The 25,632-nt window shown below is 70.5% G+C and carries 18 protein-coding genes and 1 pseudogene; 8 read left to right on the plus strand and 11 right to left on the minus strand.

Going from position 1 to position 25,632, the window contains the following annotated elements; translation table 11 throughout:
- Positions 1 to 46 precede the first annotated feature (46 nt).
- Positions 47 to 307, plus strand: a complete 261-nt coding sequence (locus tag ABIA35_RS01835) for a sigma factor (protein ID WP_370356270.1) — start codon at positions 47 to 49, stop codon at positions 305 to 307.
- 62 nt (positions 308 to 369) lie between these two features.
- Here ABIA35_RS01835 and ABIA35_RS01840 read toward each other — a convergent pair whose 3' ends face one another.
- Entirely contained in the window at positions 370 to 1,698 is a 1,329-nt protein-coding gene (locus ABIA35_RS01840; protein WP_370356272.1) for a PP2C family protein-serine/threonine phosphatase, read from the minus strand.
- 242 nt (positions 1,699 to 1,940) lie between these two features.
- Between ABIA35_RS01840 and ABIA35_RS01845 the strand changes: the two are divergent.
- Both ABIA35_RS01845 and ABIA35_RS01850 read left to right on the plus strand, forming a co-directional pair.
- Positions 1,941 to 5,273: pseudogene (locus tag ABIA35_RS01845) on the plus strand (HAMP domain-containing protein); the annotation flags it as partial.
- Positions 5,270 to 5,890, plus strand: coding sequence for a two-component system response regulator (locus ABIA35_RS01850; protein ID WP_370343089.1), 621 nt, complete (start codon positions 5,270 to 5,272; stop codon positions 5,888 to 5,890). The pseudogene ABIA35_RS01845 and the gene ABIA35_RS01850, both read left to right, overlap by 4 nt.
- Positions 5,891 to 5,910: 20 nt before the next feature.
- Here ABIA35_RS01850 and ABIA35_RS01855 read toward each other — a convergent pair whose 3' ends face one another.
- Both ABIA35_RS01855 and ABIA35_RS01860 read right to left on the minus strand, forming a co-directional pair.
- Positions 5,911 to 6,822, minus strand: a complete 912-nt coding sequence (locus ABIA35_RS01855; RefSeq protein ID WP_370343091.1) for an EamA family transporter — start codon at positions 6,820 to 6,822, stop codon at positions 5,911 to 5,913.
- A 36-nt stretch (positions 6,823 to 6,858) separates the two neighbouring features.
- Positions 6,859 to 7,869, minus strand: a complete 1,011-nt coding sequence (locus tag ABIA35_RS01860) for a LacI family DNA-binding transcriptional regulator (RefSeq protein WP_370356274.1) — start codon at positions 7,867 to 7,869, stop codon at positions 6,859 to 6,861.
- 156 nt (positions 7,870 to 8,025) lie between these two features.
- Here ABIA35_RS01860 and ABIA35_RS01865 point away from each other — a divergent pair, with 156 nt between their 5' ends.
- From ABIA35_RS01865 to ABIA35_RS01875, 3 genes are read left to right on the plus strand one after another with little or no spacing between them, the layout of a single operon-like run.
- Positions 8,026 to 9,186 (plus strand): Gfo/Idh/MocA family protein, encoded by a 1,161-nt coding sequence (locus tag ABIA35_RS01865; protein WP_370343094.1) that lies wholly within the window; start codon positions 8,026 to 8,028, stop codon positions 9,184 to 9,186.
- A gap of 8 nt (positions 9,187 to 9,194) precedes the next feature.
- On the plus strand, positions 9,195 to 10,274 hold the full coding sequence (locus tag ABIA35_RS01870; protein WP_370356276.1) for a dihydrodipicolinate synthase family protein: 1,080 nt from the start codon (positions 9,195 to 9,197) through the stop codon (positions 10,272 to 10,274).
- Complete coding sequence (locus ABIA35_RS01875) at positions 10,271 to 11,101, plus strand: sugar phosphate isomerase/epimerase family protein (protein WP_370356278.1); 831 nt, start codon at positions 10,271 to 10,273, stop codon at positions 11,099 to 11,101. Before ABIA35_RS01870 ends, ABIA35_RS01875 begins: the two co-directional genes overlap by 4 nt.
- An 82-nt stretch (positions 11,102 to 11,183) precedes the next feature.
- Here the strand turns inward: ABIA35_RS01875 and ABIA35_RS01880 are convergent, their stop codons facing one another.
- Both ABIA35_RS01880 and ABIA35_RS01885 read right to left on the minus strand, forming a co-directional pair.
- Positions 11,184 to 13,061 carry a putative Ig domain-containing protein gene (locus tag ABIA35_RS01880; RefSeq protein WP_370343097.1) on the minus strand — a complete coding sequence of 626 codons (1,878 nt, stop codon included), beginning with the start codon at positions 13,059 to 13,061 and terminating at the stop codon, positions 11,184 to 11,186.
- A 37-nt stretch (positions 13,062 to 13,098) separates the two neighbouring features.
- Positions 13,099 to 13,347 (minus strand): hypothetical protein, encoded by a 249-nt coding sequence (locus ABIA35_RS01885; protein WP_370343098.1) that lies wholly within the window; start codon positions 13,345 to 13,347, stop codon positions 13,099 to 13,101.
- Here ABIA35_RS01885 and ABIA35_RS01890 point away from each other — a divergent pair.
- Together ABIA35_RS01890 and ABIA35_RS01895 are read left to right on the plus strand one after the other, a co-directional pair.
- Positions 13,336 to 16,299, plus strand: a complete 2,964-nt coding sequence (locus ABIA35_RS01890; protein WP_370356280.1) for a LuxR C-terminal-related transcriptional regulator — start codon at positions 13,336 to 13,338, stop codon at positions 16,297 to 16,299. The genes ABIA35_RS01885 and ABIA35_RS01890 overlap by 12 nt on opposite strands.
- 32 nt (positions 16,300 to 16,331) lie before the next feature.
- On the plus strand, positions 16,332 to 17,414 hold the full coding sequence (locus ABIA35_RS01895; protein ID WP_370343100.1) for a LacI family DNA-binding transcriptional regulator: 1,083 nt from the start codon (positions 16,332 to 16,334) through the stop codon (positions 17,412 to 17,414).
- 12 nt (positions 17,415 to 17,426) lie between these two features.
- On the opposite strand, the gene ABIA35_RS01900 is transcribed toward ABIA35_RS01895, so the two are convergent.
- The 6 genes from ABIA35_RS01900 to ABIA35_RS01925 are packed head-to-tail and all read right to left on the minus strand — an operon-like array spanning position 17,427 to position 25,336.
- Positions 17,427 to 18,197 (minus strand): sugar phosphate isomerase/epimerase family protein, encoded by a 771-nt coding sequence (locus tag ABIA35_RS01900; RefSeq protein ID WP_370356282.1) that lies wholly within the window; start codon positions 18,195 to 18,197, stop codon positions 17,427 to 17,429.
- Complete coding sequence (locus ABIA35_RS01905) at positions 18,194 to 20,047, minus strand: DUF2264 domain-containing protein (protein ID WP_370356284.1); 1,854 nt, start codon at positions 20,045 to 20,047, stop codon at positions 18,194 to 18,196. The genes ABIA35_RS01900 and ABIA35_RS01905 overlap by 4 nt, the downstream gene beginning before the upstream one ends.
- Entirely contained in the window at positions 20,047 to 21,756 is a 1,710-nt protein-coding gene (locus tag ABIA35_RS01910) for a heparinase II/III family protein (RefSeq protein ID WP_370356286.1), read from the minus strand. Before ABIA35_RS01910 ends, ABIA35_RS01905 begins: the two co-directional genes overlap by 1 nt.
- A 15-nt stretch (positions 21,757 to 21,771) precedes the next feature.
- Positions 21,772 to 23,463, minus strand: coding sequence for a sugar ABC transporter substrate-binding protein (locus ABIA35_RS01915; protein ID WP_370356288.1), 1,692 nt, complete (start codon positions 23,461 to 23,463; stop codon positions 21,772 to 21,774).
- A 14-nt stretch (positions 23,464 to 23,477) separates the two neighbouring features.
- Positions 23,478 to 24,377, minus strand: a complete 900-nt coding sequence (locus ABIA35_RS01920; protein ID WP_370343107.1) for a carbohydrate ABC transporter permease — start codon at positions 24,375 to 24,377, stop codon at positions 23,478 to 23,480.
- Positions 24,374 to 25,336 carry an ABC transporter permease gene (locus ABIA35_RS01925; RefSeq protein ID WP_370356290.1) on the minus strand — a complete coding sequence of 321 codons (963 nt, stop codon included), beginning with the start codon at positions 25,334 to 25,336 and terminating at the stop codon, positions 24,374 to 24,376. The genes ABIA35_RS01920 and ABIA35_RS01925 overlap by 4 nt, the downstream gene beginning before the upstream one ends.
- Positions 25,337 to 25,632: the final 296 nt, after the last annotated feature.

Here is a 25,632-nt window from a genome sequence, read left to right on the forward strand (position 1 = left end):
ACTTCCGTATAACTCCTGCCGGCGCAGGAGCAGGAAGAGGTGGGGGATGGACAGGTCGTACGAGGCGGAGTTCGCCGAACTCGTCGCCGCCAAAGGCGCGGCGCTCCGGCGCACCGCCTATCTGATGTGCGGGGACTGGCACCTGGCCGCGGACCTGGTGCAGGCCGCGTTCGTCAAGATCCACCTGCACTGGCGCCGCATCAGGCGCCACGAATCCTTCGACGCCTACCTGCGCACGGTTCTCTTCCACGCGTATCTAATAGAAGAGCAACCGATACAACCCATCGGCCGGGATGAGGCGTCATAACCGATAAGGCCGTCCCAGGCCCAACGCGGTCCCGAGCGGTCCCCCCGGCTCGGGACCGCATCTCAGCCCTTGGAGGCTCGCAGGGCCAGCAGCGCCAGGTCGTCCCGGGTCCCCGAGGCCCCGAAGTCCACGACCGCCTGCCGCACCCGCGCCACGACGCCAGGCGCGGTCATGCCCGAGCAGCCGGACAGCGCCGCGGCCACGCCCTCGTCGCCGAGCATCTGGCGGCCGTTGCGGCGCTCGCTCGCGCCGTCGGTGTAGACCAGCAGGACCTCGCCGGCGCCCAGTTCCACGTCCTCGGCGTACAGCGTCGGGTCGGGAAGCACGCCGAGCAGCGGCTGCGGGTTCGCGGCGGCGCGCACGCTGCCGTCCTGGCGCAGGATCAGCGGCAGCGGATGGCCGGCGCAGACCATCACCAGCTGGGCCGAGCCGTCGGGGCGGGGTTCGACCTCGCCGTACAGCAGGGTGATGAAACGGCCCGCGTCGCCGGCGAGTTCGCCCTCTTCCAGCACCGCCTGGTTGAGCCGCTCGACCACCGAGACCGGCGAGCGGCCCTCGCGGGCCAGCAGGCGCAGCGAGTGGCGGGCCAGCCCGGTCAGGGCCGCGGCCTCCGGGCCGGTGCCGCAGACGTCGCCGACCGCGAAGCCCCAGACCTTCCGGCTGATCGGGAACACGTCGTAGAAGTCGCCGCCGACGTGGACCCCGTCACTGTTGGAGGCGGCCTCGTAGACCACGCCGATGTCCAGGCCCTCCACCGTCGGCAGCGAGGGCGGCAGCAGCGAGCGTTGCAGGCCCCGGACGATCTCCAGCTGCTCGGCGTACTGCCGCGCGTTGTCCAGCGCCCCGGCGATCCGCGCGGCCAGCTCCATCGCCAGCGGCACCATGGGGCCGGCGAAGCCGCGCTTGCCCGGGCCGCCCAGGACCAGGGTGCCCAGCGACACGCCGCGCGCGATCAGCGGGATCGGCAGCGCCTGGCCGTACGGCGAGGGGACCGGGACCGGCCAGGAGCCGTATCCGGATCCGGATCCGTATCCGGATCCGGGAACGTGACCATCCTCACCCGCCGGCGGCCGCCAGTCGGCCAGCGCCGCGGCCAGGGCGTCCAGCCTGCGTTCCTCCCGGTGCCAGATGTGCTCCGGTGCCAACGGGGATGACACATTCGAGTGATCTGTACCCACGTAGGAGCCCGTTCCGGAGCGCTGGTCCGCGGGCGGATAGAGTGCGACCCAGTCGGCCAGCCTGGGCACGACGAGCTGGGAGGCCAGCGCCGCCAGGCGGCGCCGGTCCAGCGTGCCGGCCAGGAGTTCACCGGCCTGGGAAAGCAGGGTCAGCCGGACCGCTTCTTCGGGGCGGTCTCGGGGAAGAGGTGTACGGGGGGTGCGAGGGGCCATCGTCTTCGAGCCTAGCCCGGCCGGGGCTCCCGTGCGGGCTAATCGTATGGTTCATCCGTTTCCGCCCCGACGATCTGCGAGACTGTGACAGACCGAGAGAACACCGGGCGGCGGCCGCCGTACGACGGGTGACTCCGAGAGCACTGAGAGTCAACGACCGTCGGACACCAGCGCGGAGCGCCCGCCCACGTCAAGGAGGCGCGGCGATGACGCTGCAATCGGAACGCCTGGCGGACGCCGAGCTGGACCGCCAGCTCGGAGCGATCCTGGAGGTGGCCCAGGCGGTGGCCCGCGGCGACCTGTCGCGCAAGATCGCGCTGTCCGGCGACCTGGACGAGATGGGCACCGGGCCGGTGGCCGAGCTCGCCCGCACCATCGACGCCATGGTCGGACAGCTGTCGGGCTTCGCCTCCGAGGTGATCAGGGTCGCGCGAGAGCTCGGCACCGAGGGCCGCCTGGGCGGTCAGGCCACCGTCCCGCACGCCGAGGGCATCTGGCGCGACATCACCGACTCGGTGAACTCCGCGGCCCGCAACCTCACCGCGCAGGTCCGCGACATAGCGGGCGTCACCACGGCGGTCGCCCAGGGCGACCTGACCCAGAAGATCACGGTCGAGGTGGCCGGGGAGATGCTGGAGCTGAAGGACACCATCAACACGATGGTGGACCAGCTCTCAGGGTTCGCCGACGAGGTCACCCGGGTGTCCCTGGAAGTGGGCACCGAGGGCCGCCTCGGCGGGCAGGCCCGGGTCCCGGGCGTGGCCGGCACCTGGAAGGACCTCACCGACTCGGTGAACTCCATGGCCGACAACCTCACCACCCAGGTGCGCAACATCGCGCAGGTGGCCACCGCCGTGGCCTCCGGCGACCTGACCCAGACCATCACCGTCGACGCGCGCGGGGAGATCCTGGAGCTGAAGACCACCCTGAACAAGATGGTGGACCGGCTCGGCACCTTCGCCGACGAGGTCACCCGGGTGGCCCGCGAGGTCGGCACCGAGGGCAAGCTCGGCGGCCAGGCCACCGTGCGCGGCGTGGCCGGCACCTGGAAGGACCTCACCGACAACGTCAACGCGATGGCGAACAACCTGACCAGCCAGGTCCGCAACATCGCGCAGGTGACCACCGCGGTGGCCAACGGCGACCTGTCCAAGCGCATCGACGTCGAGGCGCGCGGGGAGATCCTGGAGCTCAAGACCACGCTGAACACCATGGTGGACCGGCTCTCCGCGTTCGCCTCCGAGGTCACCCGCGTGGCCCGCGAGGTCGGCACCGAGGGCAAGCTGGGCGGGCAGGCCACGGTCGAGGACGTCTCGGGGACCTGGCAGCGCCTCACCGAGTCGGTGAACGAACTCGCCTCCAACCTGACCACCCAGGTGCGCGCGATCGCCGAGGTCGCGACCGCGGTGACCGCCGGCGACCTGACCCGGCTGATCACGGTCGAGACCAAGGGCGAGGTCGCCGAGCTGAAGAACAACATCAACCAGATGATCGGCAACCTGCGCGAGACCACGCGCCGGAACGACCAGCAGGACTGGCTGAACACGAACCTGGCCCGGATGAGCGGCATGATGCAGGGCCAGCGCGACCTGGACGCGGTCTCCGCGCTCATCATGAGCGAGCTGACACCGCTGGTGAACGCCCAGTACGGGGCCTTCTACCTGGCCCGCAAGGAGTCCGGCACGAAGGTGCTGAACCTCATCGCCTCCTACGGCGTGGACCGCGAGTCCCCGGACGTCACCTCGCGCTTCCGGCTGGGCCAGGGCCTGGTCGGCCAGGCCGCGGTGGAGCGCAAGCCGATCCTGATCCAGCACGCGCCGGTGGACTACATCCGCATCTCCTCAGGGCTCGGATCCGCGCCGCCGTCCTCGGTCGCGGTGCTGCCGGTCCTGTTCGAGAACGAGGTCATGGCGGTCATCGAGCTGGCCAGCTTCCACAGCTTCGACGAGGTCCACCGGGCCCTGTTGGAATCGCTGATGGAGATGGTCGGCGTCACGGTCAACACCATCACCGCCAACACCCGCACCGAGGAGCTGCTCGGGGAGTCCCGCCGGCTGGCCGACGAGCTCAAGGCCCGCACCGACGAGCTGCAGATGCAGCAGAAGGAGCTGCGCCGCTCCAACGCCGAGCTGGAGGAGAAGGCCGAGCTGCTGGCCCGGCAGAACCAGGACATCGAGGTCAAGAACTCCGAGATCGAGCAGGCGCGGCAGGAGCTGGAGGAGCGCGCGAACCAGCTCACGATGTCCTCGCGCTACAAGTCCGAGTTCCTGGCGAACATGTCGCACGAGCTGCGCACGCCGCTGAACAGCCTGCTGATCCTGGCCCGGCTGATGGCCGACAACGCCGAGGGCAACCTCACCGAGCGCCAGGTGGAGTACGCCGAGACCATCCACGGCGCGGGCAGCGACCTGCTCCAGCTGATCAACGACATCCTGGACCTGAGCAAGATCGAGGCCGGGCGCATGGACGTGCAGCCGGCCCGGATAGCGGTCAGCCAGCTGGTGGACTACGTCGAGGCCACCTTCCGGCCGCAGACCGAGCAGAAGGGCCTGGAGCTGCGGGTGCGGGTCGCGCCCTCGGTGCCGGCGCACCTGTTCACCGACGAGCAGCGGCTGCAGCAGGTCCTTCGCAACCTGCTGTCGAACTCGGTGAAGTTCACCGAGACCGGGCACGTGGAGCTGGTCGTGGACACCGTCGGCGACATCGTGCTCGGCGGCCCGGAGGACAGCAACGAGGTGGCGCTGGAGCCCGCGGTGTCCTTCGCGGTGTCCGACACCGGAATCGGCATCGTGGACGACAAGATCCAGACCGTCTTCGAGGCCTTCCAGCAGGAGGACGGCACCACCTCGCGCCGCTACGGCGGCACGGGCCTGGGGCTGTCCATCAGCCGGGAGATCGCCAAGCTGCTCGGCGGCGGCATCCGCGCCGAGAGCCAGCGCGGCCGCGGCTCGACGTTCACCCTGTTCCTGCCGCACGCGGTCGGACCGGACGGCGGCGCGGTGTTCGGCAGCACGGGCAGCATGGGCTACGGCACGAGCCCGGGTCCCTCCAGCGCGATCGCCGAACCGGCCCCGACCCTGCCGCTGATCCCCGAACAGGCCCCGCACCCGGACCTGTATCTGCCCTCGACGGAGCTGTACGCGGCCGGCTCGGACATCACCTTCGACGGCGAGAAGATCCTCATCGTCGACGACGACATCCGCAACGTCTTCGCCCTCACCTCGGTCCTGGAGCAGCACGGCTGCACGGTCCTGAACGCCGAGAACGGCCGCGCCGGGCTGGAGGCGCTGGAGCGCGCCGACGACGTCGCGCTGGTCCTGATGGACGTGATGATGCCGGAGATGGACGGCTACGCCACGATGGCCGCGATCCGCGAGATCGACCGCTACAAGAACCTGCCGATCATCGCGCTGACCGCCAAGGCCATGCGCGGCGACCGCGAGAAGTCGATCGAGGCCGGCGCCTCGGACTACGTGACCAAGCCGGTGGACACCCCGCATCTGCTGACCGTCATGCGAGGCTGGCTGGACGCCGAGACCGGCGCGCAGCCCACGGCAGGAGGCCCGGCCCAGTGAACGACGCGCACCGCGCCTCGGCGCCGTCCGGCGCCGACATCAAGATCCTGCTGGTCGACGACCGCCCGGAGAACCTGCTGGCCCTGGAGTCGATCCTGGGCTCGCTGGGCCACGAGCTGGTCACCGCCGCCTCCGGCGAGCAGGCGCTGCGCGCCGTCCTGCGCGAGGACTTCGCGGTGATCCTGCTGGACGTCCGCATGCCCGGCATGGACGGCTTCGAGGTGGCCGCGCACGTCCGGCTGCGCGAACGCTCCCGCGACACCCCGATCATCTTCCTCACCGCCGCCGGCGACGGCCCGCACCAGACGCTGCGCGGCTACGCCGCCGGCGCCGCGGACTACCTGACCAAGCCCTTCGACCCGTGGGTCCTGCGCGCGAAGGTCGGCGTGTTCGCCGAACTGCACCGCAAGAACCGCCAGCTGAAGGAGCAGGCCGAGATGCTCCGCGAGCAGGCCGGCGTCACCCCGCGGATGCTGGACGAGCTGTCGAACCGGCTCGGCGCCATCGAGGGCACCCTGGCGCTGCTGATCGACCAGAACGGACGCGAGGGACCGGTCGGGCGGCTGGAGCGGCGGGTCATGCGGATGCGGACGGCGCTGGACGCGGTGCGGATCTGAGCCGGGGCGGTCTGCTGCTCTCAGGCCGCCTCCAGGATCAGGATCCCGCTCGCTATCGCCACCGCCGCGAAGATCCGGTACCGCCCGAACGGCTCGCGCAGGAACACCGATCCCAGCGCCGCGCCGAAGATCACGCTGGTCTCGCGCAGCGCCGACACGGCGGCGAGCGCCCCGCGCGTCTGCGCCCACAGCACCAGGCCGTAGGCGAACAGCGACAGCGCGCCCGCGATCACCCCGCGCACCACATCGCCCCGACTCAGCTTCCTGAGCGTGGGAAGCACCCCCACCCCCTCGGGCGCCCGACCGCGCCGCACCATGATCGCTACACACGCGGCCGTCATCATGGTGCTCTCCGCGAGCATCATCCACGCCGTGTAGCCCGCGGCCGTCCCGGAATGCCGCACCGCTATGCCGTCCGTGACCGTGTACGTCGCGATCGACAGCCCGGTCATCGCCGCCCAGAAGAGCGCCTTGCCCTGCGTGCGCTTCGGCCGTCCCGCCGAGAAGACCAGTGTCGTCAAGCCGCCGCAGACCACTGCGATGCCCACCGTCTGGTGCCGTGACATCGGATCGCCCAGCAACGTCGCGAAGACCGCCACCACCACCGGCGACAGCCCTCGCGCCAGCGGATAGACCTGGTTGAAGTCGCCGATCTCGAACGTCTTGATCAGCATCAGGAAGTAGCCGACGTGCAACGCCGCCGAGACCAGCAGCAGCGCCCACGACGCGCGATCGGGCACCGGCAGCACGAACGCGCCGATCCCCGCCAGCACGCCGCCGGACACCGTCATCAGCAGCGACGCGGTCAGCTTGTCGGAGACGAACTTGAGGATCGCGTTCCAGCTCGCGTGCAGGAAGGCCGCGCACAGGACGACGGGGACCAGGATTCCGGGCGCACCGGCAGCCGAAGCCTCGGAAGCGAGCAGACTCAATTCCCACCCCTATATATACGTGTACTGCGAACCGGCTCAGGCGGCCGGTCCCGTGCTCCCCCGCACGATCAGTTCCGTGGCGCTGTGCACGACCGCGCGCCCCTCGTCCTCGGCTTCGACCTCGGCGGCCGGGGCGACCACCATCCGCATCGCCTGCTCGCCCATGCCCTCGGCGTCGACCCGCACGCTCGTCAGCGCGGGCACCAGGTCGGCGCAGATCGGCAGGTCGTCGAAGCCGACCAGGCTCACGTCGCCGGGCACCCGCCGTCCCGCCTCCCGCAACGCCGCCAGTGCGCCGATGGCCATCACGTCGGCCATCACGAAGACCGCCGTCATGCCGGGCCGCTCGGCCAGCAACCGCCGGGTCGCGTCGTAGCCGCCGTCGCGGGTGAAGTCGCCCTCGATCTCATAGCCGGCCGGATCGCCGTCGCTCTCCATCAATCCCCTGCGGAAACCTTCAGACCGGTCGGCGATCGTCACCAGACCGCGCGGACCGGCGATCATCCCGATCTCGCGGTGCCCGAGCGCGGTCAGATGCAGAGCCGCCGCCCGCGCCCCCTCCACGTTCGCCGGCAGCACCGCGTCGATCTCGGGGCCCTGGTCGCCGATGGCCACCACCCGACCGCCGCCCTGCTGGTAGTCCAGCAGCCGCTCGCGCAGGGGTCCGGCCAGCTTCGGGTCCACCGGCGGCGATCCGGCGACCAGGATCGCCCGGGCCCGCTGCGCGCCCAGGCGCGTGATGTAGTCCAGTTCCAGAGCCGGGTCGCGGTAGGTGTTCGCGACCATCACCAGCAGGTCCTGCTCCCGCGCCACGCGCATCGCGCCGGCGGCGATCGCCGAGAAGTACGGGTCGTTGACGTCGTGCACGAGCAGGCCGACCAGCGAGGTCGTGGCCCGGGCCAGCGCCTGCGCCGGTCCGTGCGAGACGTAGCGCAGGCGCGCGGCGACCTCGCGCACGTGCTCGCTGAGCTCGGCGTTGACGGTGCGGGTGCTGCCGTTGAGCACCCGGGAAGCGGTGGCCAGCGAGACGCCCGCGGTGTCGGCCACCTGCTGCAGGGTGGCGCCACCGCGGCGGGGGGCCGGCGAGGGTGTTGACCGCTGCGTGGACACGCTCGTAACCTATCGCCTCGGGACCGGTTGGGAAAGCGCTTTCCAGTGCTGATCGGGCCTTTCGGTGATCACAACTAGGTCTCGGGAGCTGCGATGACGCGCGAAGTAGTCGGCATAGCCATGAACGGTGTGACCGGACGGATGGGCTACCGGCAGCACCTGCTGCGGTCCATCCTCGCCATCCGCGAGCAGGGCGGCCTGCTCCTGCCCGACGGCCGCACCGTCTGGCCCGAGCCGGTCCTGGTCGGCCGCAACGCTGAGAAGATCGAGGCGCTGGCCGCACAGCACGGCCTGGACAAGTGGACCACCTCGCTGGACGAGGCCCTCGCCGACCCCTCGGTCTCCGTCTACTTCGACGCGCAGGTCACCCAGGCCCGCGTCCCGGCCATCACCCGGGCGATCGAAGCCGGCAAGCACATCTACACCGAGAAGCCGACCGCCGAGACCCTGGACGACGCGATCAGCCTCGCGCGCATCGCCGACGCCGCCGGCATCAAGCACGGCGTGGTCCAGGACAAGCTCTTCCTGCCGGGCCTGTTGAAGCTGAAGCGGCTGGTCGACTCCGGCTTCTTCGGCCGCATCCTGTCGGTGCGCGGCGAGTTCGGCTACTGGGTCTTCGAGGGCGACTGGCAGCCGGCCCAGCGGCCGTCGTGGAACTACCGCGCCGAGGACGGCGGCGGCATCATCCTCGACATGTTCCCGCACTGGCGCTACGTGCTGGACCACGTGGTCGCGCCGGTCCAGAGCGTCTACGCCGAGGCCCGAACGGACATCCCGACGCGCTGGGACGAGCAAGGCCGCCAGTACCAGGCCACCGCCGACGACGCCGCGTACGCCATCTTCGAGCTCGAAGGCGGCATCGTCGCCTCCCTGAACTCCTCGTGGACCACCCGCGTCAACCGCGAAGAACTGGTCGAGTTCCAGATCGACGGCACGCACGGCAGCGCGGTCGCCGGCCTGCGCAACTGCAAGGCCCAGCACCGCGCCGCCACCCCCAAGCCGGTGTGGAACCCGGACATCCCGGCGACCGAGGACTTCGTGGCGCAGTGGCAGGAGGTCCCGGACAACGCCGTCCTGGACAACGGATTCAAGGTCCAGTGGGAGATGTTCCTCGCGCACCTGGTCGCCGACGCGCCGTACACGCACGACCTGTGGGCCGGGGCCCGCGGCGTGCAGCTGGCCGAGCTCGGCGCGCAGTCCTGGCGCGAGGGCCGCAAGGTCTCCGTGCCGGACCTCGACCGCGCCGGGAAGTGAGCACCGCCATGACCGGCTTCACCTCGCGCGTCGTGTACGCCGCCGCGCACGTCGTGGCGGACCCTTCGGCGGACAACGGCCCCGGCCGACCGGCGATCCTGGACTGGGACGCGACCCTGCGCTTCCGCGAGCACCTGTGGTCGCTGGGCTTCGGCATCGCGGACGCCATGGACACCGCCCAGCGCGGCATGGGCCTGGACTGGGCGGCCACGCAGGAGCTGATACGGCGCAGCGGCGCGGCGGCCAAGGCCGTGGACGCGGCCCGGGTACCGGCGCTGCTGGCCTGCGGGGCCGGCACGGACCAGCTCGCGGCCGGCACACATTCACTCCCTGACATTCAGGCCGCGTATGAGGAACAGCTCGGCGTGGTCGAGGAGGCCGGAGCGCGCGTCATCCTGATGGCGAGCCGCGCCATGGCCGCATCCGCGCAGTCCGCCGACGACTACCTGAGCGTCTACGGCTCGCTGCTGAATCAGGCCTCGGATCCGGTGATCCTGCACTGGCTGGGCGACATGTTCGACCCGATGCTGGCGGGCTACTGGGGCTCCTGCGACATCCCGACAGCCATGGCGACCGTCCTGGAGCTGATCAACGCCAACCCGGCGAAGGTCGACGGCATCAAGGTCTCGCTGCTGAACGCCGACCACGAACTCGAGCTCCGCCGCGCGCTGCCGGACGGCATCCGCCTCTACACCGGCGACGACTTCAACTACCCCGACCTCATCAAGGGCGACGCCGACACCTACTCCGACGCGTTGTTGGGCATCTTCGACGGCATCGCACGCCCCGCTTCGCAGGCGCTGCAAGCCCTGGACCGCGGCGACCTGGAGACCTACGACCGCTTGATGGAACCGACGATCGCTCTGTCGCGCCACATCTTCGAGAAGCCGACCTTCAACTACAAGACCGGTCTGGTCTTCCTGGCCTACCTGAACGGCCACCAGGACCACTTCCGCATGGTCGGCGGCCTGGAGACGGCGCGGGACGCGACGCACCTGACCGAGCTGCTGCGGCTCGCCGAGATCGCCGGTGTCATCGACGATCCGGAGCTGGCGGCGGCGCGGTTCGCGGAGGTCGTGCCCTCGTGAGACTCTCGCTGAATCAGGCCACTGTGAAGCGCCTGACCCTTGCCGAAGCCGTCGACGGCTGTGTCCGCGCGGGTATCCCGGCCATCGGCCTGTGGCGCGACCGCGTCCAGGAGATCGGCATCGAGGCGGCCGCCAAGATCGTGCGCGCATCAGGCATCAAGGTCACCAGCCTGTGTCGCGGCGGCTTCATGACCGCCGCCTCCGCCGAGGACCGCGCCGCGGCCCTGGCCGACAACAAGCAAGCCGTCCTCGAAGCAGCCGGTGTCGGTACCGACGTGCTGATCCTCGTGGTCGGCGGGCTCCCCTCCGGGTCCAAGGACCTGCCCGCCGCCCGAGAGGCCGTCGCCCAGGGCATCGCCGACCTGGCGCCGTTCGCCGCGGACCACGGCGTGCGGCTCGCGATCGAGCCGCTGCATCCGATGTTCTGCGCGGACCGGGCCGTGGTCTCCACGCTCGGGCAGGCGCTCGACCTCGCCGAGGCGTTCCCGGCCGAGCAGGTCGGCGTGGTCGTCGACACCTACCACGTGTGGTGGGATCCGCGGCTGGAGGCGTCGATCGCCCGCGCCGGCAAGGGGAATCGGATCCTGTCCTACCAAGAATGCGACTGGGTCGTGCCGCTGCCGGCCGACATGCTCCTGGGCCGCGGGCACGTCGGCGACGGCCACATCGACTTCGTGCGGATGCGCGAGCTGGTCACCGCCGCGGGCTGGACCGGCTGTGCCGAGGTGGAGATCTTCAACCAGGAGATCTGGGACACGGACGGCGACCGGACCATCGCCACCGTCCGGGCCCGCCACGAGGCGGTCGGCGCCGCCCCGGGGTTCTGACAGTCCTGACACCTGCGGGCAGGAGCGCGGATCCGGCGTGTGGGCACCGGACCCGCGCTCCGGTCACAGGGAACTGATCAACTCAGGACACCGTGACGTCGTCGTACAGGGTGTACGTCGGGTCGCCCGGGTAGTTGTCGTCCTTATTGGTCAGCGTCAGGGTGTAGCTGTGGCCGGCCGTGACCGAGGCGGTCACCTGCTTCCAGCCCGAGGTCGGGTTGGTGCAGGTCTTGGGCAGGATGGTCTTGGTGGCGCCCGTGGTGTTGTCCTTCAGCGTCGCCGTGGCCCAGTCGTAGGTCACGGTGTCGTCGCAGGTCACGTTGTACCAGAAGCCCAGCGTGCTGTTGCCCGTGCCCGCGGTGAAGGTCTGCGCGATGCTCGAGGTGCTGGTCGGGTTGGAGCTGCCGAGCTCGGCCGCGTAGGCGCCGGAGTGCGGGCCGGAGGTCGTCGCGCTGGTGACACCGGAGGTGGTCCAGCCGGACAGCGAGCCGTTCTCGAAGCCGCCGTTGACGATCACGCTGCCGCCGCCGGTGGTCGCGTTGACCGTCCAGCCGAAGGTCGTCGAGCCCGAGGCGCCGGTCGAGTCGGTGGCCGTGACGGTCACGCTCGAGGTCCCGGCCGTGGTCGGGGTGCCGGAGATCAGGCCGCTGCCACTGTCGATGGCGACGCCCTGCGGCAGACCGGTGGCCGCGTAGGTCAGCGTCTGGCCCGAGGCCGAGTCGGAAGCCTGGATCTGCAGCGAGACCGCGGTGCCGACCGTGGAGGTCTGCGCCGCCGGCTGCGTGACGGAGACCGTGCCGGAGCCGCCGCCGTTGTGGGTCAGGATCTGGTGCGAGATCGCGCAGCCGTTGGTGTCGTTGGACCAGCTGGCCTGCTCGGCGAAGGAGTCCGAGCCCATGGTGACGTTCGCCGCGCCGCCGGTGGTGCCGGGCTTGAGCCACGCGCACTCGTCGGAGTTCTCCTGCTGGTAGTAGGAGCTCGAGGAGGTCTGGTTGGTCCAGCCGCCGGCCGGGTTCTGGTCCGACATCATCTCGTGCCACTCGTGCCCGAGGGTCATCGTGTAGCCGTCCAGCAGACCGCTGCTGCCGGAGTTGATGAAGTTGGTGCCGCAGGTCTGGCCGACGTCCATGTTGTACGGCTGGTTGGAGAACGCGATGTCACCGTAGTTGCTGGTGACCGCGCCGCCGTTCAGCGTGGTGTCGCCGTTCCAGTCGTGCCAGGCGCAGTAGCCGGTGTTGGGGTCCTGGTAGCCGTCCGGGTCGGTGCCGTGCGGGGACAGGATGACGTAGTAGGCGTTGCGGTTCGCCGCCGCGCTGGTGTTGCCGAAGTGCGCCGCCGCGTTGACCGCCTCGACGCCCAGCTGGTGGCCGGTCGCCGCGGAGGGCGAGGCCGCCCCGTTGTCGTACCAGACGCCGGAGAGCACGCCGCCGCTCTGGTAGGGGACGAAGTTCGCGTTGGTCGGGCAGCTGGTCGCGCCGGAGGCCACGTTCGGGCCGTCGCACCACTGGGTCAGGTCCGCCGACCAGGTCTCGCCGCCGGTGCCGATGTCCTTGAACATCTTCTGCACGACCGGCGCCGCGCCGTCCGGGTCGCCGGAGAAGGTGGCGAGCCCGCTGGAGTTCGTGCTCTGAGAACCCCACTGGGTCCCATAGAACACCAAATAAACCTTGGCGTGCCCGCTGTTCACGCCGATGCCGTCGACACCGCCGCCGTAGGCCAGCGTCTCCGAACCCGACGCGGCCGCGTGCCCGGCGGCGTTTATACGGTCGCAGAGCGTCTGCGTTTCCGTAGGCTGCACACCGTGCTTGTGGCTGTGCGGCACGTGCTTGCAGGAGGCCGGGTTGATGTCCCAGGCCTGCGCGGTCTGCGCGGAGGCCGCAATGAGACCGAAGCCGGCCGCCATGGTGGCGACAGCCGCTCCGGCCGCCGCGGCGCGTCGCCGCGTGTACGTGTTTTTCATCTCTGCCTTCGGTGGGGTAGAGGGGATGGGTGGCGAGCTAAGAATTTGCTGAAGATCGCCCCGCACCGCATCGGGGGAAACCCTTGAACAGCTCGCGCATGACCAGCTCTTTACTCAGGGCGTCTTCTTCACTCAGCGCGTCGTGGCTGGGAACACAACGGGAACTCTTGTGACCGAGGGCAAGCGCGGCGTAATCTTCCCCGAACAGCCACCACGGCCCGCCACGAGCGGAAACCGCGGCCGCCACCGGCAACGTGACCGCCAAGGACTTGACATGATCGGGCATGGGGAGCTCGTCGCCGCCCTGGCCGCGCGCGCCGCCGAGGGCCTCCCCACGGTGCTGGCGGCGCCGGCCGGCCGCGGCAAGTCCGCACTCCTGGACACGGTCGCAGAGCCCTGGATCACGCGCGGGGACCACGCGGTCTGGCTGACCGCCGCCCCCGCCGACCGCGACGTCCCCTTCGCCGCCATAGCCGACCTCCTCACCGAGGCCCCCGATCTGCCCGAGCCGTGGCTCGCGGCCATCCGCCAGGCCCTCCGCCGGATCCCCGGCACCCCCGACCGCGTGGCGATCCGCCTGGCCGCCCGCGCCTGCGCCGAAGCGGCGGCCCCGCCGGACAAGCGCATCCTGCTCCTGGCCGACGACCTGCAGTGGTGGGACGCGGAGAGCTTCGACATCCTGGCCTACCTCGCCCGCCACACCTTCCCCGTGGTCGCCGCGACCCGGCCCGGCGGCCCCCTGGACCTGCTGGGCCGCGACACCCTGGAACTCCCGGTCCCCCCGCTGACAGCCGAGCAGACCGCGACCCTGTTGCAGGAACGCGGAATCGGCTTCCGCGTCGCAGCCCGCGTCCACGCCGCGACCGGCGGCAACGCCCGGCTGACCGTGGAAATCGCCCGCGGCCTGGACGCAGCCTCGGGCGCCCTCGACGCGGTGACGACACCGGCGGCGGCCCGGCGCTGCGTCCGCGGCTGGATCGACGAGCTGCCCACACCGGACAGCGTGTGGCGCACCCTGCTGATCGCCGCGATAGCCGCCGACCCCGCGATCCCCACCCTGCGCCGCACAGCAGGCCCGGACACCCTGGAAGCACTGGCCTGCGCGGACCAGGCCGGCCTGATCACGGTCGACGTGCACGGCATGGTGACCTTCCCGGCCACGGCTGTCCGCGACACAGTCCTGGCAGACGCATCGCAGGAGACACTCCGCACGGCGCACTTGCTCCTCGCCGAAACGGCGACGGACCCCACTGCGCGCTTGTGGCACCGCGCATCGGCGGCACGGGACCGGCCGGACCTCGAGGTCGCCTCGGACCTGGCGATCGCGGCCCGCGCGGTGCGCCGACGCGGCGATCCGGGACGCGCGGCGGAGCTGTGGCTGCTGGCGGCGGAACTGTTGCCGGTGCAGGATGCCCAAGCGGGGGTCGGGTCGGGGGTCGGGGCGGCGAACGGGTCGCTGGCGCCGATGCCGGCTCCGGTGAGCGGGACGGCTGCTGTGCGGCAGGAGAATCAGGCCGCAGCCACAGCCGCAGAACCCGCAACCAATTCCGCCGCTGCCGCAGAGCGCCCCGCCGCCGAACCACACACTCCATCTGCGGCAAGCCCGGCCCGCCAACCAGCCACCGCCGCCCCTGCCGAGCCGCTCACCGTGCCCACAGCAGACTCAGCCCGCCAACCGCCTTTCGTCGCCGCCGACCGCCCCCAGCGCCCCACCGCCGTCGCCGCCCTCCTCCTCGCCGCCGCCACCGACGCCGCAGCCGCAGGCCGCCCCCACCTCGCCCGCACCGCCGTCGCGCGCCTCGATCGCACCGAGTCCGATCACGCCGCCCGCGCGCGGGCCCGGCTCGCGGTCGTCGATGCGGCCGGGCAGGCCGTCGGTGGCCTCGACGACATCCTCGGCCGCGCGCTGGCCGATGCCGAGGCGGCCGGCGATCCGGCCCTGCTCTCCGCCGTCCACCTGCGCGCCGCCTGGCATGCGCACCTGGCTCTGGGCGACAACCGGCGCGCCCATGACGCCGCGCGGGCCGCCGTCCGGGCCGCCGAGCTCTCGCAGAATTCTGAGTCGCGGGCTGTCGCGCTGGTCATGCTCGCGCGCATCGAGCAGCTCATCGGCGAGCCCTCCTATCCGCGTGTCCTGCGCCGGGCGTTGGTGCTCAGCCCCGATCCGGCTCCCGGTGCGCTCATCAACTCCGCGCGGTGGCTGTCCGTCCGTTTCGCGCTCTTCGCCGACCAGCTCGACGAGGCGCGGCACCATCTGCGCCAGCTCACCTCGCACGCCGAGCGCAGCGGCAGCCACGCCGATCGCGCGCTGCTGCTGCGCGGCGCGGTCGAGATCGACGCGCGGGCCGGGCTCGGGTCCGCCGCCATCCGCAGCGCGCGCCGGCTCGAAGAGCTCCCGGGCGCCGAGCGCGCCTCCCCCGGTCCGGTGTTGTTCACCTGCGCGCTGGCGCAGACGGCCGGCGGCACGCTGGAGGAGGCGCTGCGCCTCGCCGACCGGGGGACGGCCGCCTCGGCGCAGGAACAGGACCAGATCTTCCAGACCCGCTGCCTCGCGCTGTCCGGCACCGTGCACCTGCTGCTGCGCGACACCGCCGCGGCCGGCGAGGATCTGAACCGGGTCAGGACCCTGGTGGAGGAGCAGGGCATCGTCGATCCGGCCACCGTGCGCTTCCACGCCGACCTCGCCGAGGTGCTGGTCGCGCTCGGGCAGACGGACGAGGCGGCGGCGGTCGTCACCGAGACCCGGCGGACGGCCGAGGAGCTGGGGCGGCGCGGCGTCCTGGCCTCGCTGGACCGGGCGGACGCCGTCCTCAAGGCGGCGCAAGGCGATCACGCCCGCGCCGAAGCCCTCCTGCACCGCGCCGACCACACCTTCCTGACCCTCGGCCTGCCGCTGGAGCGCGGCCGCGTCCTGCTCACCCGCGCGATCATCGACAAGCGGCGGCGGCGCGCGGCCTCGGCGCGGCACTTCCACGACCAGGCGGCGGCGGTCTTCCGCCGGGCGCAGGCGCCGCTCTGGGAGCCGGCCGAAGTCGCCGAGGCCCAGGCGCCGGACCTGGACCTGACAGCGGCCGAGCAGCGCATCGTCGCGCTGGTCACCGAAGGGCTGCCGAATCGCGAGATCGCGGCGAACCTGTTCCTGTCGGTGAAGACCGTGGAATCCGTACTGACCGGCGTTTACCGAAAGCTCGGCGTCCGATCACGCACGCAGTTGGCTGTTCTCCTACGCGATGATTAGGAGAAACGCTTTAGAAAACGTATTCTTTCCCCGTGGCCAGACGCTCTGAGATCGACCGCGAATCCACCGCCGGCCGCGCGGCGACCATCCGCGACGTGGCCACCCGCGCCGGGGTTTCCGTCGCCACCGTCTCCCGGGTCCTCACCGGCAACTACCCGGTGGCCGCCGCGACCCGCACCAAGGTCCTGCGCGCCGTCCGCGAGCTGGACTACGTCGTCAACGCGCACGCCCGCGCGCTGGCCGGCAACAGCTCCAAGATGATCGCGGTCCTGCTGTCCAACCTCACCTCGCCGTTCTACAACCGTGTCGCCTCCGGCGTGGAACAACAGGCGATGGCCGAGGACCGGCTGTGCATGGTCAGCACCACCGGCGGCGACCCCGAGCGCGAGGTGAAGCTGGTCGAGACGCTGCGCGAGCAGAACGTGGACGCGGTGGTCCTGGTCGGCGGCGTCATCGACACCCCCGAGTACCGCGAGCACATGGCACGCCTGGCCCGGCTGCTGGACAGCGCGGGCTCGCGCCTGGTGGTCTGCGGGCGGCCCTCGCCCGGCGAGAACCTGCCGGTGACAGTGGTCGAGTACGACAACGCCGGCGGCGCCTTCGCCGCGACCAGCCACCTGCTCTCGCAGGGGCATCGCAGGATCCTGTTCATCGGTGGCGACGAGGCCAACACCACCACCCGCGACCGCCTCGACGGCTACCGCCGCGCGATCCACGCTTACGGCGCCGAGGAGGACCCCGGCCTGGTCATCATCGGCAACCAGCTGCCGCCGTTCGCCTACTCCGAGCTCAAGAAGCGCCTGGCCGCGGGCCCGCCGGACTTCACCGCGGTCTTCGCCTGGGACGACCACATCGCGGCCCGCGCCCTGGTCGCGTTGCGCGAGGCCGGGGTGTCCGTGCCGGACCAGGTATCAGTGATCGGATACAACGACGAACAAGAGGCCCAGGACCTGTACCCCGCGCTGACCACCGTCTCGATCCCGCACATGGAACTCGGCCGCGAAGCCGTCCGTCTGGCCCTGCACCGCGACGAGGCGGCCGCCCCGACCCAGCACGTCGTGCTGGGAACCCACATCGTGATGCGGGACTCGGTGCGGCCGCTGATCAACCGGTGACAGCGCCGGGTCTCAGAGAGCCGGCTTCACTTTCAGCGCCTCGGCCAGCGGCACGGCTTCGGGGTGCCACTTGGACTCCCACTCCAGCGACATCCAGCCCTGATATCCCAGTTCACGCAGCGCGGCATAGAACTCGGCCAACGGAATAGTGCCCTCGCCGAGCGGCAACGGCGTGCGCTCCTCCGGCGACAGCACGTCCTTCACCTGCACATGCTTCAGATACGGAGCCAGCACGTCCTTCGTGACGGAGATCGGCTCGCCGGTCCGCCACGGATGCATGACGTCCCAGATGGTGCCCACATCACCGGAGACCTGAGACAGAACGCGCGCGATATCCACACCCTGTGGATGACTGTCGTGAGTCTCCAACAGGATCCCCACGCCTTCCGGCAACCGCGCGGCGATGGCGTTCAGCCGCCGCACCGCACGCGCGTCCGCCTCGGCGCCAGGCTCCTCCGCCCCGGGAAAGACACGCACGTAAGGCGCCCCGAGATCCCGTGCGAGCTCAGCATGCGCCAAAGCGTCGGCGACACACTCGTCGTCGCCGACCTCACCGCGCGCCACTCTGACATAGGAGGCGACCGCCAACACCATGACACCTCCGGACTCCAGCACATCGCGCGCAGCGACCCGCTCTTGCAGCGACAGTCCGACGTGCACCGGCTCGTCATCAGCGGCTCGAAGCTCCAGCCCGAGCCACCCCGTCGACCGCGCCAGATCGACGACGTCCGCCAACGGCAGCCCCGAACAGCCCAGGGTCGAGAACGCCAGCGGCCAGCTCATTCGGCGTCTCCCTCGGGCAGCCGGTACACCATCACCTTGGACCGGTAGAAAGCCGTCCCTCCGGGATGCTCGGCCGTCAGATACGGCGTCGCCGAGAAGGCTCCCAACGCGTTCGCGCCCAACTCGTGCTCGACCCCGGCCGCGGTCCACCCGCCCAGGCTCTCGATCCGCGACATCACCCCGAGGTCGTTGATCGCGAACGCGCCGGGCAGCTTCTCGTTCTCGCCGGGCAGCACCTGCTCGGGACCGGCGACCGGATAGCCGCCCTCGCGCACGGTCCAGCCGGCCGGCGCCGTCACCCGGTGCACCCGGATCTCGGCGCCCTCCTTCACGAACGTCTGGGTTTCGATCTCCGCGCCCTCGACCGGTCGCACCGCGCCGCCGGGCTCCTCCTCGAAGCCCGGGACGTGCCGCGACGCGCCCCACTCGGCCGCCACCCCGATCGGCTCGATCGCCCCGCGCGAGGTGACCCGGCCGTCCGGCGCGATCAGCGCGACGTGGTTGCCGACCCGCTTGGCCCACGCCTCGGGGGCGGTGTCCGGCGCGGTGACCGTCGAGAACGCCAGCGGCGAGTAGAAGACGTCGGTGTGCTCGTCGAACGGCGGGGTGTGGTGCCGGGCCTTGTCGCTGCCGTGGTTCAGCAGGCGCACCATGCCGTCGCTCCTCGTCCCGCTCAGCGTCCAGCCGACCGGGCCGATCGCCGACTCGAAGTCGCCGGCCTCCACCGGCAGCGGCGACTCCGGCGCCGTCCACACCCGGTGGTCGGCCGGGAGCATCAAGCCGATGAAGCCCTTCGAGGCCCAGTAGGGCGAAGCAGGGCCCGAATAGTTCTGCACCATCGGCAGGAACGGCTCGTGCCAGCCCAGGGTCAGCAGCCCGCGCTCGTCCGGCGCGCCGTGCTCGGCGAAGTGCTTCAGCACGCCGCTGGCCGCGCGCCGCGAAAGCCCGGCGTCGTAAGGGGAACAGTCGAACATCTCCCCGATCCAGATCGGCGCCGCGGCCGCGAACCGGTAGGTGAGCGAGCGGCCTTGGTGGATCGGCGCGCCGTCGGCGCCGAAGAAGTCGAAGTAGCGCTCCAGGAACTGCCGCAACCGGCCCCGGTACACCTCGCGGGCCGCCAGCGCGCGGTCGTTGCGCGCGCCGCCCTCGGCCATCTGCGTCCACACCAGCGGATACAGGTGCATGGCCCAGCCGATGTAGTAGTCGAAGTTCCGGCCGGCGCCGTCGGTGTACCAACCGTCGCCGACGTACCAGTCCTCGGTGGCGTCCAGACCCCGCAGGATCTCGGACTCCTCATACCGCGCGCCGATCGAGGACAGGAACTCCTCGGTGACCGTCTGGAACAGCATCCAGTTGTTCGGCCAGGTCGGGTTGCCCACGAACTCCCCGAGCCAGTCCGCGACGAGCCCCTGCGCCCGTGTGTCCAGCTTGTCCCACAGCCATTCCCGCGTGTAGTGCAGCCCGAGCGCGATCGAGGCCGCCTCCACCATCGGCTGCCCCGGCCGGCCCTGCGGAATCCGAGGCCAGGCTTCGGGATGCGAGGCGTCCGCCCCGGCGGCCAGGCCCGAGGAGTACCGCGCGATCAGGACCTCGGCCACCGGCCCCTGTCCCCGGTCGGCGGCGATCCGCCACGCCGCGAGCAGGAAGGTGCGCGCGAAGCCTTCGAGGGCATCGGAGTCGAACCCCGAAACACTCGGCCGCCCCGGGAGCTCGAAACGCGCGGAATGCGGCGAGGCGAACGGTTTCACGGAATCGAGCAGGTGGTCGGCCTGCGTAAGCCAGTGCTGCCGCGTCCAGCCGGTGTACTCCGACAGCTCGCGGTCCTCGGGGACATCCAACGCGCCGGCCATCAACGCTCCTTGCGCTCGACGGTGAACACGGACTCCAGCCGGCTGCCACCAGCCTCGACCGAGCATCGTAGCCGAAGACGGAAAACGCTTTCCAGCTCGCCCCGGTGACCGGTGGTCTCGACGGTGTCCAGCTCGGGCCCCATCTCGACCGGGCCCGACCAGGTGAGGACACACCGGGCCTTCTCGCCTTCCCACACCACGCGATCGGCCTCGACCGCCGGCCGGATCCGGCTGAGGTACAGCTCCTCGAGCGGCATCGCGCGATCGGTCTGGATCCGGTCCACCACGACCAGGCTGCCGTGCCGCTGCCAGGTGAAACGCCGGCCGAGGGCCAGCAGGCCCGGGACGTCGTACGCCCCGGTGAGGTCCAGCGTCAGGATCGCGCCCTGGCCGGTCTCGGCGAACCGCTCGACCTTCGCGGCGTACTCGGCGCCCGGCTGCTGCCCCCGGCCGTCGACCAGCGGGATCGAGTGCCCTTCGGCGGCAGTGTGAACGTCCTTATACCGCTCGGGCCCGAAGTAGTCGGCGTTGTACTCGCCCGCGCCGAGGTCGGCGAGCAGCGTCTCGCCGTGGCCGCGCAGGATGAACTGGCCGACGTCCAGGTGGTTGTGGAACTCGTCGTTGTGGCCGCCCTTGGCCGCGAACTCGGCCTCGCCGCCGCGGTCCACGACCCACGCCAGATCCGGCAGATAGGAGACACCCGGCGAGACCGTCCGGCCCAGGACGCGCTCCGTCGTCCACTCGATGTTCTTGGCGACGTGCGGCCACCGGTGACAGAAGTCTGATGCGAAGCTCGGCACCGCCTCGGTGTACGGCGCCGGGACCCCGAGCCGCTCGACCAGCCGGGCCATCAGCCCGGTCGGGATCGCCGCGGTCTCCGAGCCGTCGGAGAAGCTCGGGAACCGGCCGTCGCCGAACCCGGCTCGCGCCGGGAAGGCCGCGATCTCCCGGATCTTGGCGTCCAGCAACAGATCCGGGCCGCCCCGCTCGCGCCAGGCCTCGGCGAAGTAGGCGAAGTACCCGAAGCCGTAGACCCAGTAGTCCATGCCCTCCGAGCAGCCGCCGTCGTCCGGGTAGTGCTCGATGAAACGCCGCAGGGACTTCTGCGCGCGCTTCAGGATCATCGCCAGCCGCTTGGCGTCGTCCGGGAAGAAGGCCAGCGCGGCCATCCCGACGCCGCCGGCGACCACGGCCAGCCAGTTGTTGGTCATCTTCTCGAACGCCATCGGCCGCTGGTCGTCGGCGAACGGGATGAAGACCCGGTCCAGCAGTTCCTCGCGGCAGCGCATGGTGACGTCCTCGGGCAGCTGCTTGCCGAACCGCCCGATCAGCTCGGCCACGGTGTGCGCGGTCTCGGCCGCGAACAGGTCGACGCAGCGCCGCATGTCGCCGTCCCGCGCGTGGTACTCGTGCGCGGGCAGGGCCCAGCTGTACTCGTCGCACACCCGCCACAGCTCGTCGGCCAGGACGTTCAAGACCTCGGCGCTGACGACGCCGTCGACACCGTCGGCGCGCACGTCGAACATCGCCGCCGCGCCGGCCGCGACCAGCCGGCCGCGCCGCTCGAAGTAGGGATGCTCATAGCCGTAGCGGTGTCCGGTGTCGCCGAACTGCCGGTACAGCGTGTAGGTCAGCTCGGGCGCGGCGGACCCGGCCGCCTTCGCCACGACGTCACGGACCTCGTTTTCCAAAGCGGCCAGGTAGCTCATGCGCCCGATCATGCCTCAGCTGTGAGTCTTGCTGTATTCGGCGCCGAGCTCCGCGGCGATCTGGTCGCCGCCGTTGCCCTTCCACTTCTTGATGACGTCGTCCCAGGACAACATCGACGCCTTCCCGGTGATGATCGCGTTCATCCCGTCCTGGATCTGCTGCAACAGCGTCGGCCACTGCTTGTTGCGGGTCGCCGACTGGATGCCCAGGCTCGGGTCCGGGACGCCGAGCGGCACGATGTCCACCTGCGCCTGGTAGCAGCGCTTGGCCGCCTCGGGCTCGCCGGCCAGGTAGTTCACCATCGGCGCGGCCATGACGTACTTGAACGGCACGTTCACCGAGTTCTCGATCTTGCCCAGGTCGGTCGGCTTCGACGGGCCGCCGTCCGCGCCGCGGGTGAAGTGCACGCCCTCGATGCCGTAGTTGATCAGCTCCCACTCCTTGGAGCCGAACGGCGCGGCCAGGAAGTTCAGCACGCCGAGCAGCATCTTGACCCGCTCCGGCGAGGCCTTCTTCAGGGCCGTGTAGCCGAAGTAGCCCGGGGTCAGCCAGGGCGTCGCCTTGGCGCCGGCGCCGGTGCCGGCATCGTAGGGACGGACGAAGTCGACCTTCCACTTCTCGTTCACCGCGGTCGCGTAGCCGCCGAACCCGCCGAAGCCGTCGGTGGTGCTGATGTAGGTCCCGTTCTGGAAGTTCGTCTTGCACTGGGTGCTCGACACGGTCAGCGCCGCCGGGTCGTACAGGCCCTTGCCGTACCAGTCGGCCATCGTGGCCAGCGACTGCTTCATGTTGTCGGTGCCGTAGGCGGTGCTGAACTGGCCGTTCGCGAGCGACCACAGGTTGGGGGTGCCGTGCACACCGGAATGCGTCAGGTACCCGAAGGAGGCGACCTTGTTGGTGCCCAGGGTGAAGTGGCCCTGCGTGTTCAGCTTCACCAGCCCGGCGGTCAGGTCGGCCTTGCTCAGGCCGCCCGGCGTCGGGTTCCAGATCCCGGCCTGCTGGAACAGGTCGGAGTTCGCGAAGAACGAGTTCCCCAGCCGCGGCCGGTGGATCGGGATCGCGTAGAAGTCGCCGCCGACCCGGCCCACCGAGTCCCAGCTGTACGGCGGGATCGCGGCCAGGTTCGGGTAGGCCTTCGCGCCGGCGTCCCCGGACAGGTACTGGCCCAGCGGCTCGCACTTGGCCTGCAGGAACTGCGCCTCGTTCGGCAGCTGGTACAGGCCCAGCATGATGATGTCCGGCAGGTCGTTGCTCGCCATCATGGCGCCGAGCTTGGTCTGCCAGTCGGCGTCGGTGACCATCGTCAGGTCCAGGTCCACGCCGACCGCGTCGTTGACGGCCTTCCACAGCTGGTTCTGGTCCGGGCCCTTGGGCTGCGTGCCGTAGGTGACGATCAGGGCGCGCACCTTCGAGCCGTCGCCGGGCTTGGTCGGCACCGACTGGATCAGGTTCGCCGGGTAGCGCAGGAACGTGTCCTGCACACCGGCCGCCGTCCCCGGCATGTCCGGGTGCAGGCCGGCCGCCGGGGTGTAGGTCGGCCAGGCCATCAGCTTCTTGTCGACGTTGGACTGCGCGGCGCCCGAGGAGGTCTTGGACCCGCCGCAGGCCGCCAGGGCCGGGGCGGCGACGGCCGCGACGGCGGCGGCACCGGTGGTGCGCAGGACGGTCCTGCGGGATATCTGCTGCGCGGGGCTGGTGAACGACATGGCGGTGCGGCTCCTTAGCTCTTGACGGCGCCGGTCATGACGCCCTTGGTGAAGTAGCGCTGCAGGAAGGGGAAGGCGGCGGCGATCGGCACGATCGCGATGACCACCAGGGCGGAGATCGCCTTCATCGGGGCGATGCCGGTGATGTCCACGCCGGCCTCGGCGTTGGGGTTGTTGCCGGCGATGACGAAGCCGCGCAGCACCGTGGACAGCGGGTTCAGCGAGCCGCCGTTGGTGTAGAGCATCGCCCGGAAGTAGTCGTTCCAGTAGCCGACGGCGTAGTACAGGCCGACCACCGCGATGATCGCCTTGGACAGCGGGAGCACGATCCTGAACAGGGTCCGCAGATCCCCGGCGCCGTCCAGGCGCGCCGCCTCGTACAGCTCCTCCGGGATGTTCTGGAAGAAGCCGCGCATGATGACCAGGTTGAAGACGTTGATCATCACCGGGACGAACAGCGCGGCCAGGTGGTCGAACAGGTGCAGGTCGGTGACCACCAGGAAGCTGGGGATCATGCCGGCCGGGAACAGGAACGTGAACAGGATCGCCAGCAGGATCGGCTTGCCGGCCAGCACGTTCGGCCGGGACAGCGCGTAGGCCAGGAAGGTCGTCGAGGCCAGGCTCGCCGCGGTGCCCAGCGCGGTCACCAGGACCGAGACCCACAGCGCGTGGCCGATGGTCCCGCCCTCGAAGACGTTGGTGTACGCGGAGAAGTCCAGCTTGTCCGGCCACAGCGACCAGCCGCCGTTGGCGTTCACCTCGGCGTCGGAGGACACCGAGGTGGCCAGCACCAGCCAGAACGGCACGGCTATCAGGGCCAGGATGACCACGATCGTGGCGCCCTTGAGCGCGCTGACCGCCGGCTTTGGCCGGCCCATCCACGCCGGACGCAGGTTCGAGCTCTCGACGCTCACTGGTAGACCCCCTGTTCGCCGAGCTTGTGCGCGACCTTGTTGGCGCCGAACACCAGCACCATCGCCACCAGGCCCTTGAGCAGGCCGGCGACCGCCGCGACGGAGAACTGGCCGCTGCCGACGCCGTGGTTGTAGACGTAGGTGTCGATCACCTCCGCCGCGGCCGGCGTGAAGGTGTCCCGCTGCTGCATGACCTGGTCGAAGCCGACCGACAGGACGTCGCCGACCCGCAGGATCAGCAGCAGCACCAGGACCGGCCGGATCGAGGGCAGCGTGACGTGCCAGGTGCGGCGGGCCCAGCCGGCCCCGTCGAGCGAGGCGGCCTCGTAGAGCGCGTCGTCGACCTGGTACAGCGCGGCCAGGAAGATGATCGTGCCCCAGCCGCAGTCCTTCCAGATCAGCTCGATCAGCATCATCGGCTTGAACCAGGCCGGGTCCCGGAAGACGTTGACCACGACGTGGTGGCTGTCGTGCGTCAGCAGGCTGTTGACCATCCCGGAGGGGCCCAGCACCTGCACGAACAGCCCGACGACGACCACCCACGAGATGAAGTGCGGCAGGTAGACGAAGCTGACCACCAGCTTGCGCACCCAGTTGCGGGTCAGGCTGAACAGGAACATCGCCAGCGCCAGCGGCACCGGGAAGTAGAAGACCAGCTGGATCAGGGCCAGCTCGAAGGTGTTCCGAACCGCGTGCCAGAAGTCGGGGTCGGCGAACAGCGTCGAGAACTGCTGGAACCCGACCCAGGCGCTGTCCTTGATGCCGACGAAGGGCACGTAGTCCTTGAAGGCGATGATGTTCCCGAGCTGCGCCAGGTACTGGAAGACCCCGAAGTACAGCACGCCGGGAAGCATCATCAGCAGCAGGACCTTGTCCCGCCGCAGGCGGGACCACCGGGTCCTGGCCCGGGGCTTGGCCCCGGCTGTCGCGGCGGCTGCGGCGGCCGTTGCGGCTGCCATGCGGTACCTCCCTGCCTTCGGCGAGCATCGGTGTTCATCGGTGTTCGGTGTTTCGGTGTTTCGGTGTTTCGGTGTTCGGTTTTTCGGGGTGATGGGACGCGAACCTAAAACGATTACTGTCTCGCGTCAAGCCATCGACGTCGGCGTGGCCGACTTGTGATCTGGCGTGATGCCGACGTGGTGTTCTTGACCTCGGAAGCTGAGCCGCCTACAGTCCCCATCCTACGAAACCGGTTACATGACCCACGTCTCGGCGGGCGCCGAACGGGCATACCTGTACCGGCAGAACATCGCCC

This window comes from Catenulispora sp. MAP12-49 (assembly GCF_041262705.1).
GTDB lineage: Bacteria > Actinomycetota > Actinomycetes > Streptomycetales > Catenulisporaceae > Catenulispora.

Bases quoted from the DNA above. Each gene is read 5' to 3' on its own strand.
- ABIA35_RS01910 (WP_370356286.1), bottom strand. From the start codon at position 21,756: ATGAGCTACCTGGCCGCTTTGGAAAACGAGGTCCGTGACGTCGTGGCG.
- ABIA35_RS01900 (WP_370356282.1), bottom strand. From the start codon at position 18,197: ATGAGCTGGCCGCTGGCGTTCTCGACCCTGGGCTGTTCGGGGCTGCCG.
- ABIA35_RS01835 (WP_370356270.1), top strand. From the start codon at position 47: ATGGACAGGTCGTACGAGGCGGAGTTCGCCGAACTCGTCGCCGCCAAA.
- ABIA35_RS01905 (WP_370356284.1), bottom strand. From the start codon at position 20,047: ATGGCCGGCGCGTTGGATGTCCCCGAGGACCGCGAGCTGTCGGAGTAC.
- ABIA35_RS01870 (WP_370356276.1), top strand. From the start codon at position 9,195: ATGACCGGCTTCACCTCGCGCGTCGTGTACGCCGCCGCGCACGTCGTG.
- ABIA35_RS01880 (WP_370343097.1), bottom strand. From the start codon at position 13,061: ATGAAAAACACGTACACGCGGCGACGCGCCGCGGCGGCCGGAGCGGCT.
- ABIA35_RS01885 (WP_370343098.1), bottom strand. From the start codon at position 13,347: ATGCCCGATCATGTCAAGTCCTTGGCGGTCACGTTGCCGGTGGCGGCC.
- ABIA35_RS01915 (WP_370356288.1), bottom strand. From the start codon at position 23,463: ATGTCGTTCACCAGCCCCGCGCAGCAGATATCCCGCAGGACCGTCCTG.
- ABIA35_RS01925 (WP_370356290.1), bottom strand. From the start codon at position 25,336: ATGGCAGCCGCAACGGCCGCCGCAGCCGCCGCGACAGCCGGGGCCAAG.
- ABIA35_RS01890 (WP_370356280.1), top strand. From the start codon at position 13,336: ATGATCGGGCATGGGGAGCTCGTCGCCGCCCTGGCCGCGCGCGCCGCC.
- ABIA35_RS01840 (WP_370356272.1), bottom strand. From the start codon at position 1,698: ATGGCCCCTCGCACCCCCCGTACACCTCTTCCCCGAGACCGCCCCGAA.
- ABIA35_RS01865 (WP_370343094.1), top strand. From the start codon at position 8,026: ATGACGCGCGAAGTAGTCGGCATAGCCATGAACGGTGTGACCGGACGG.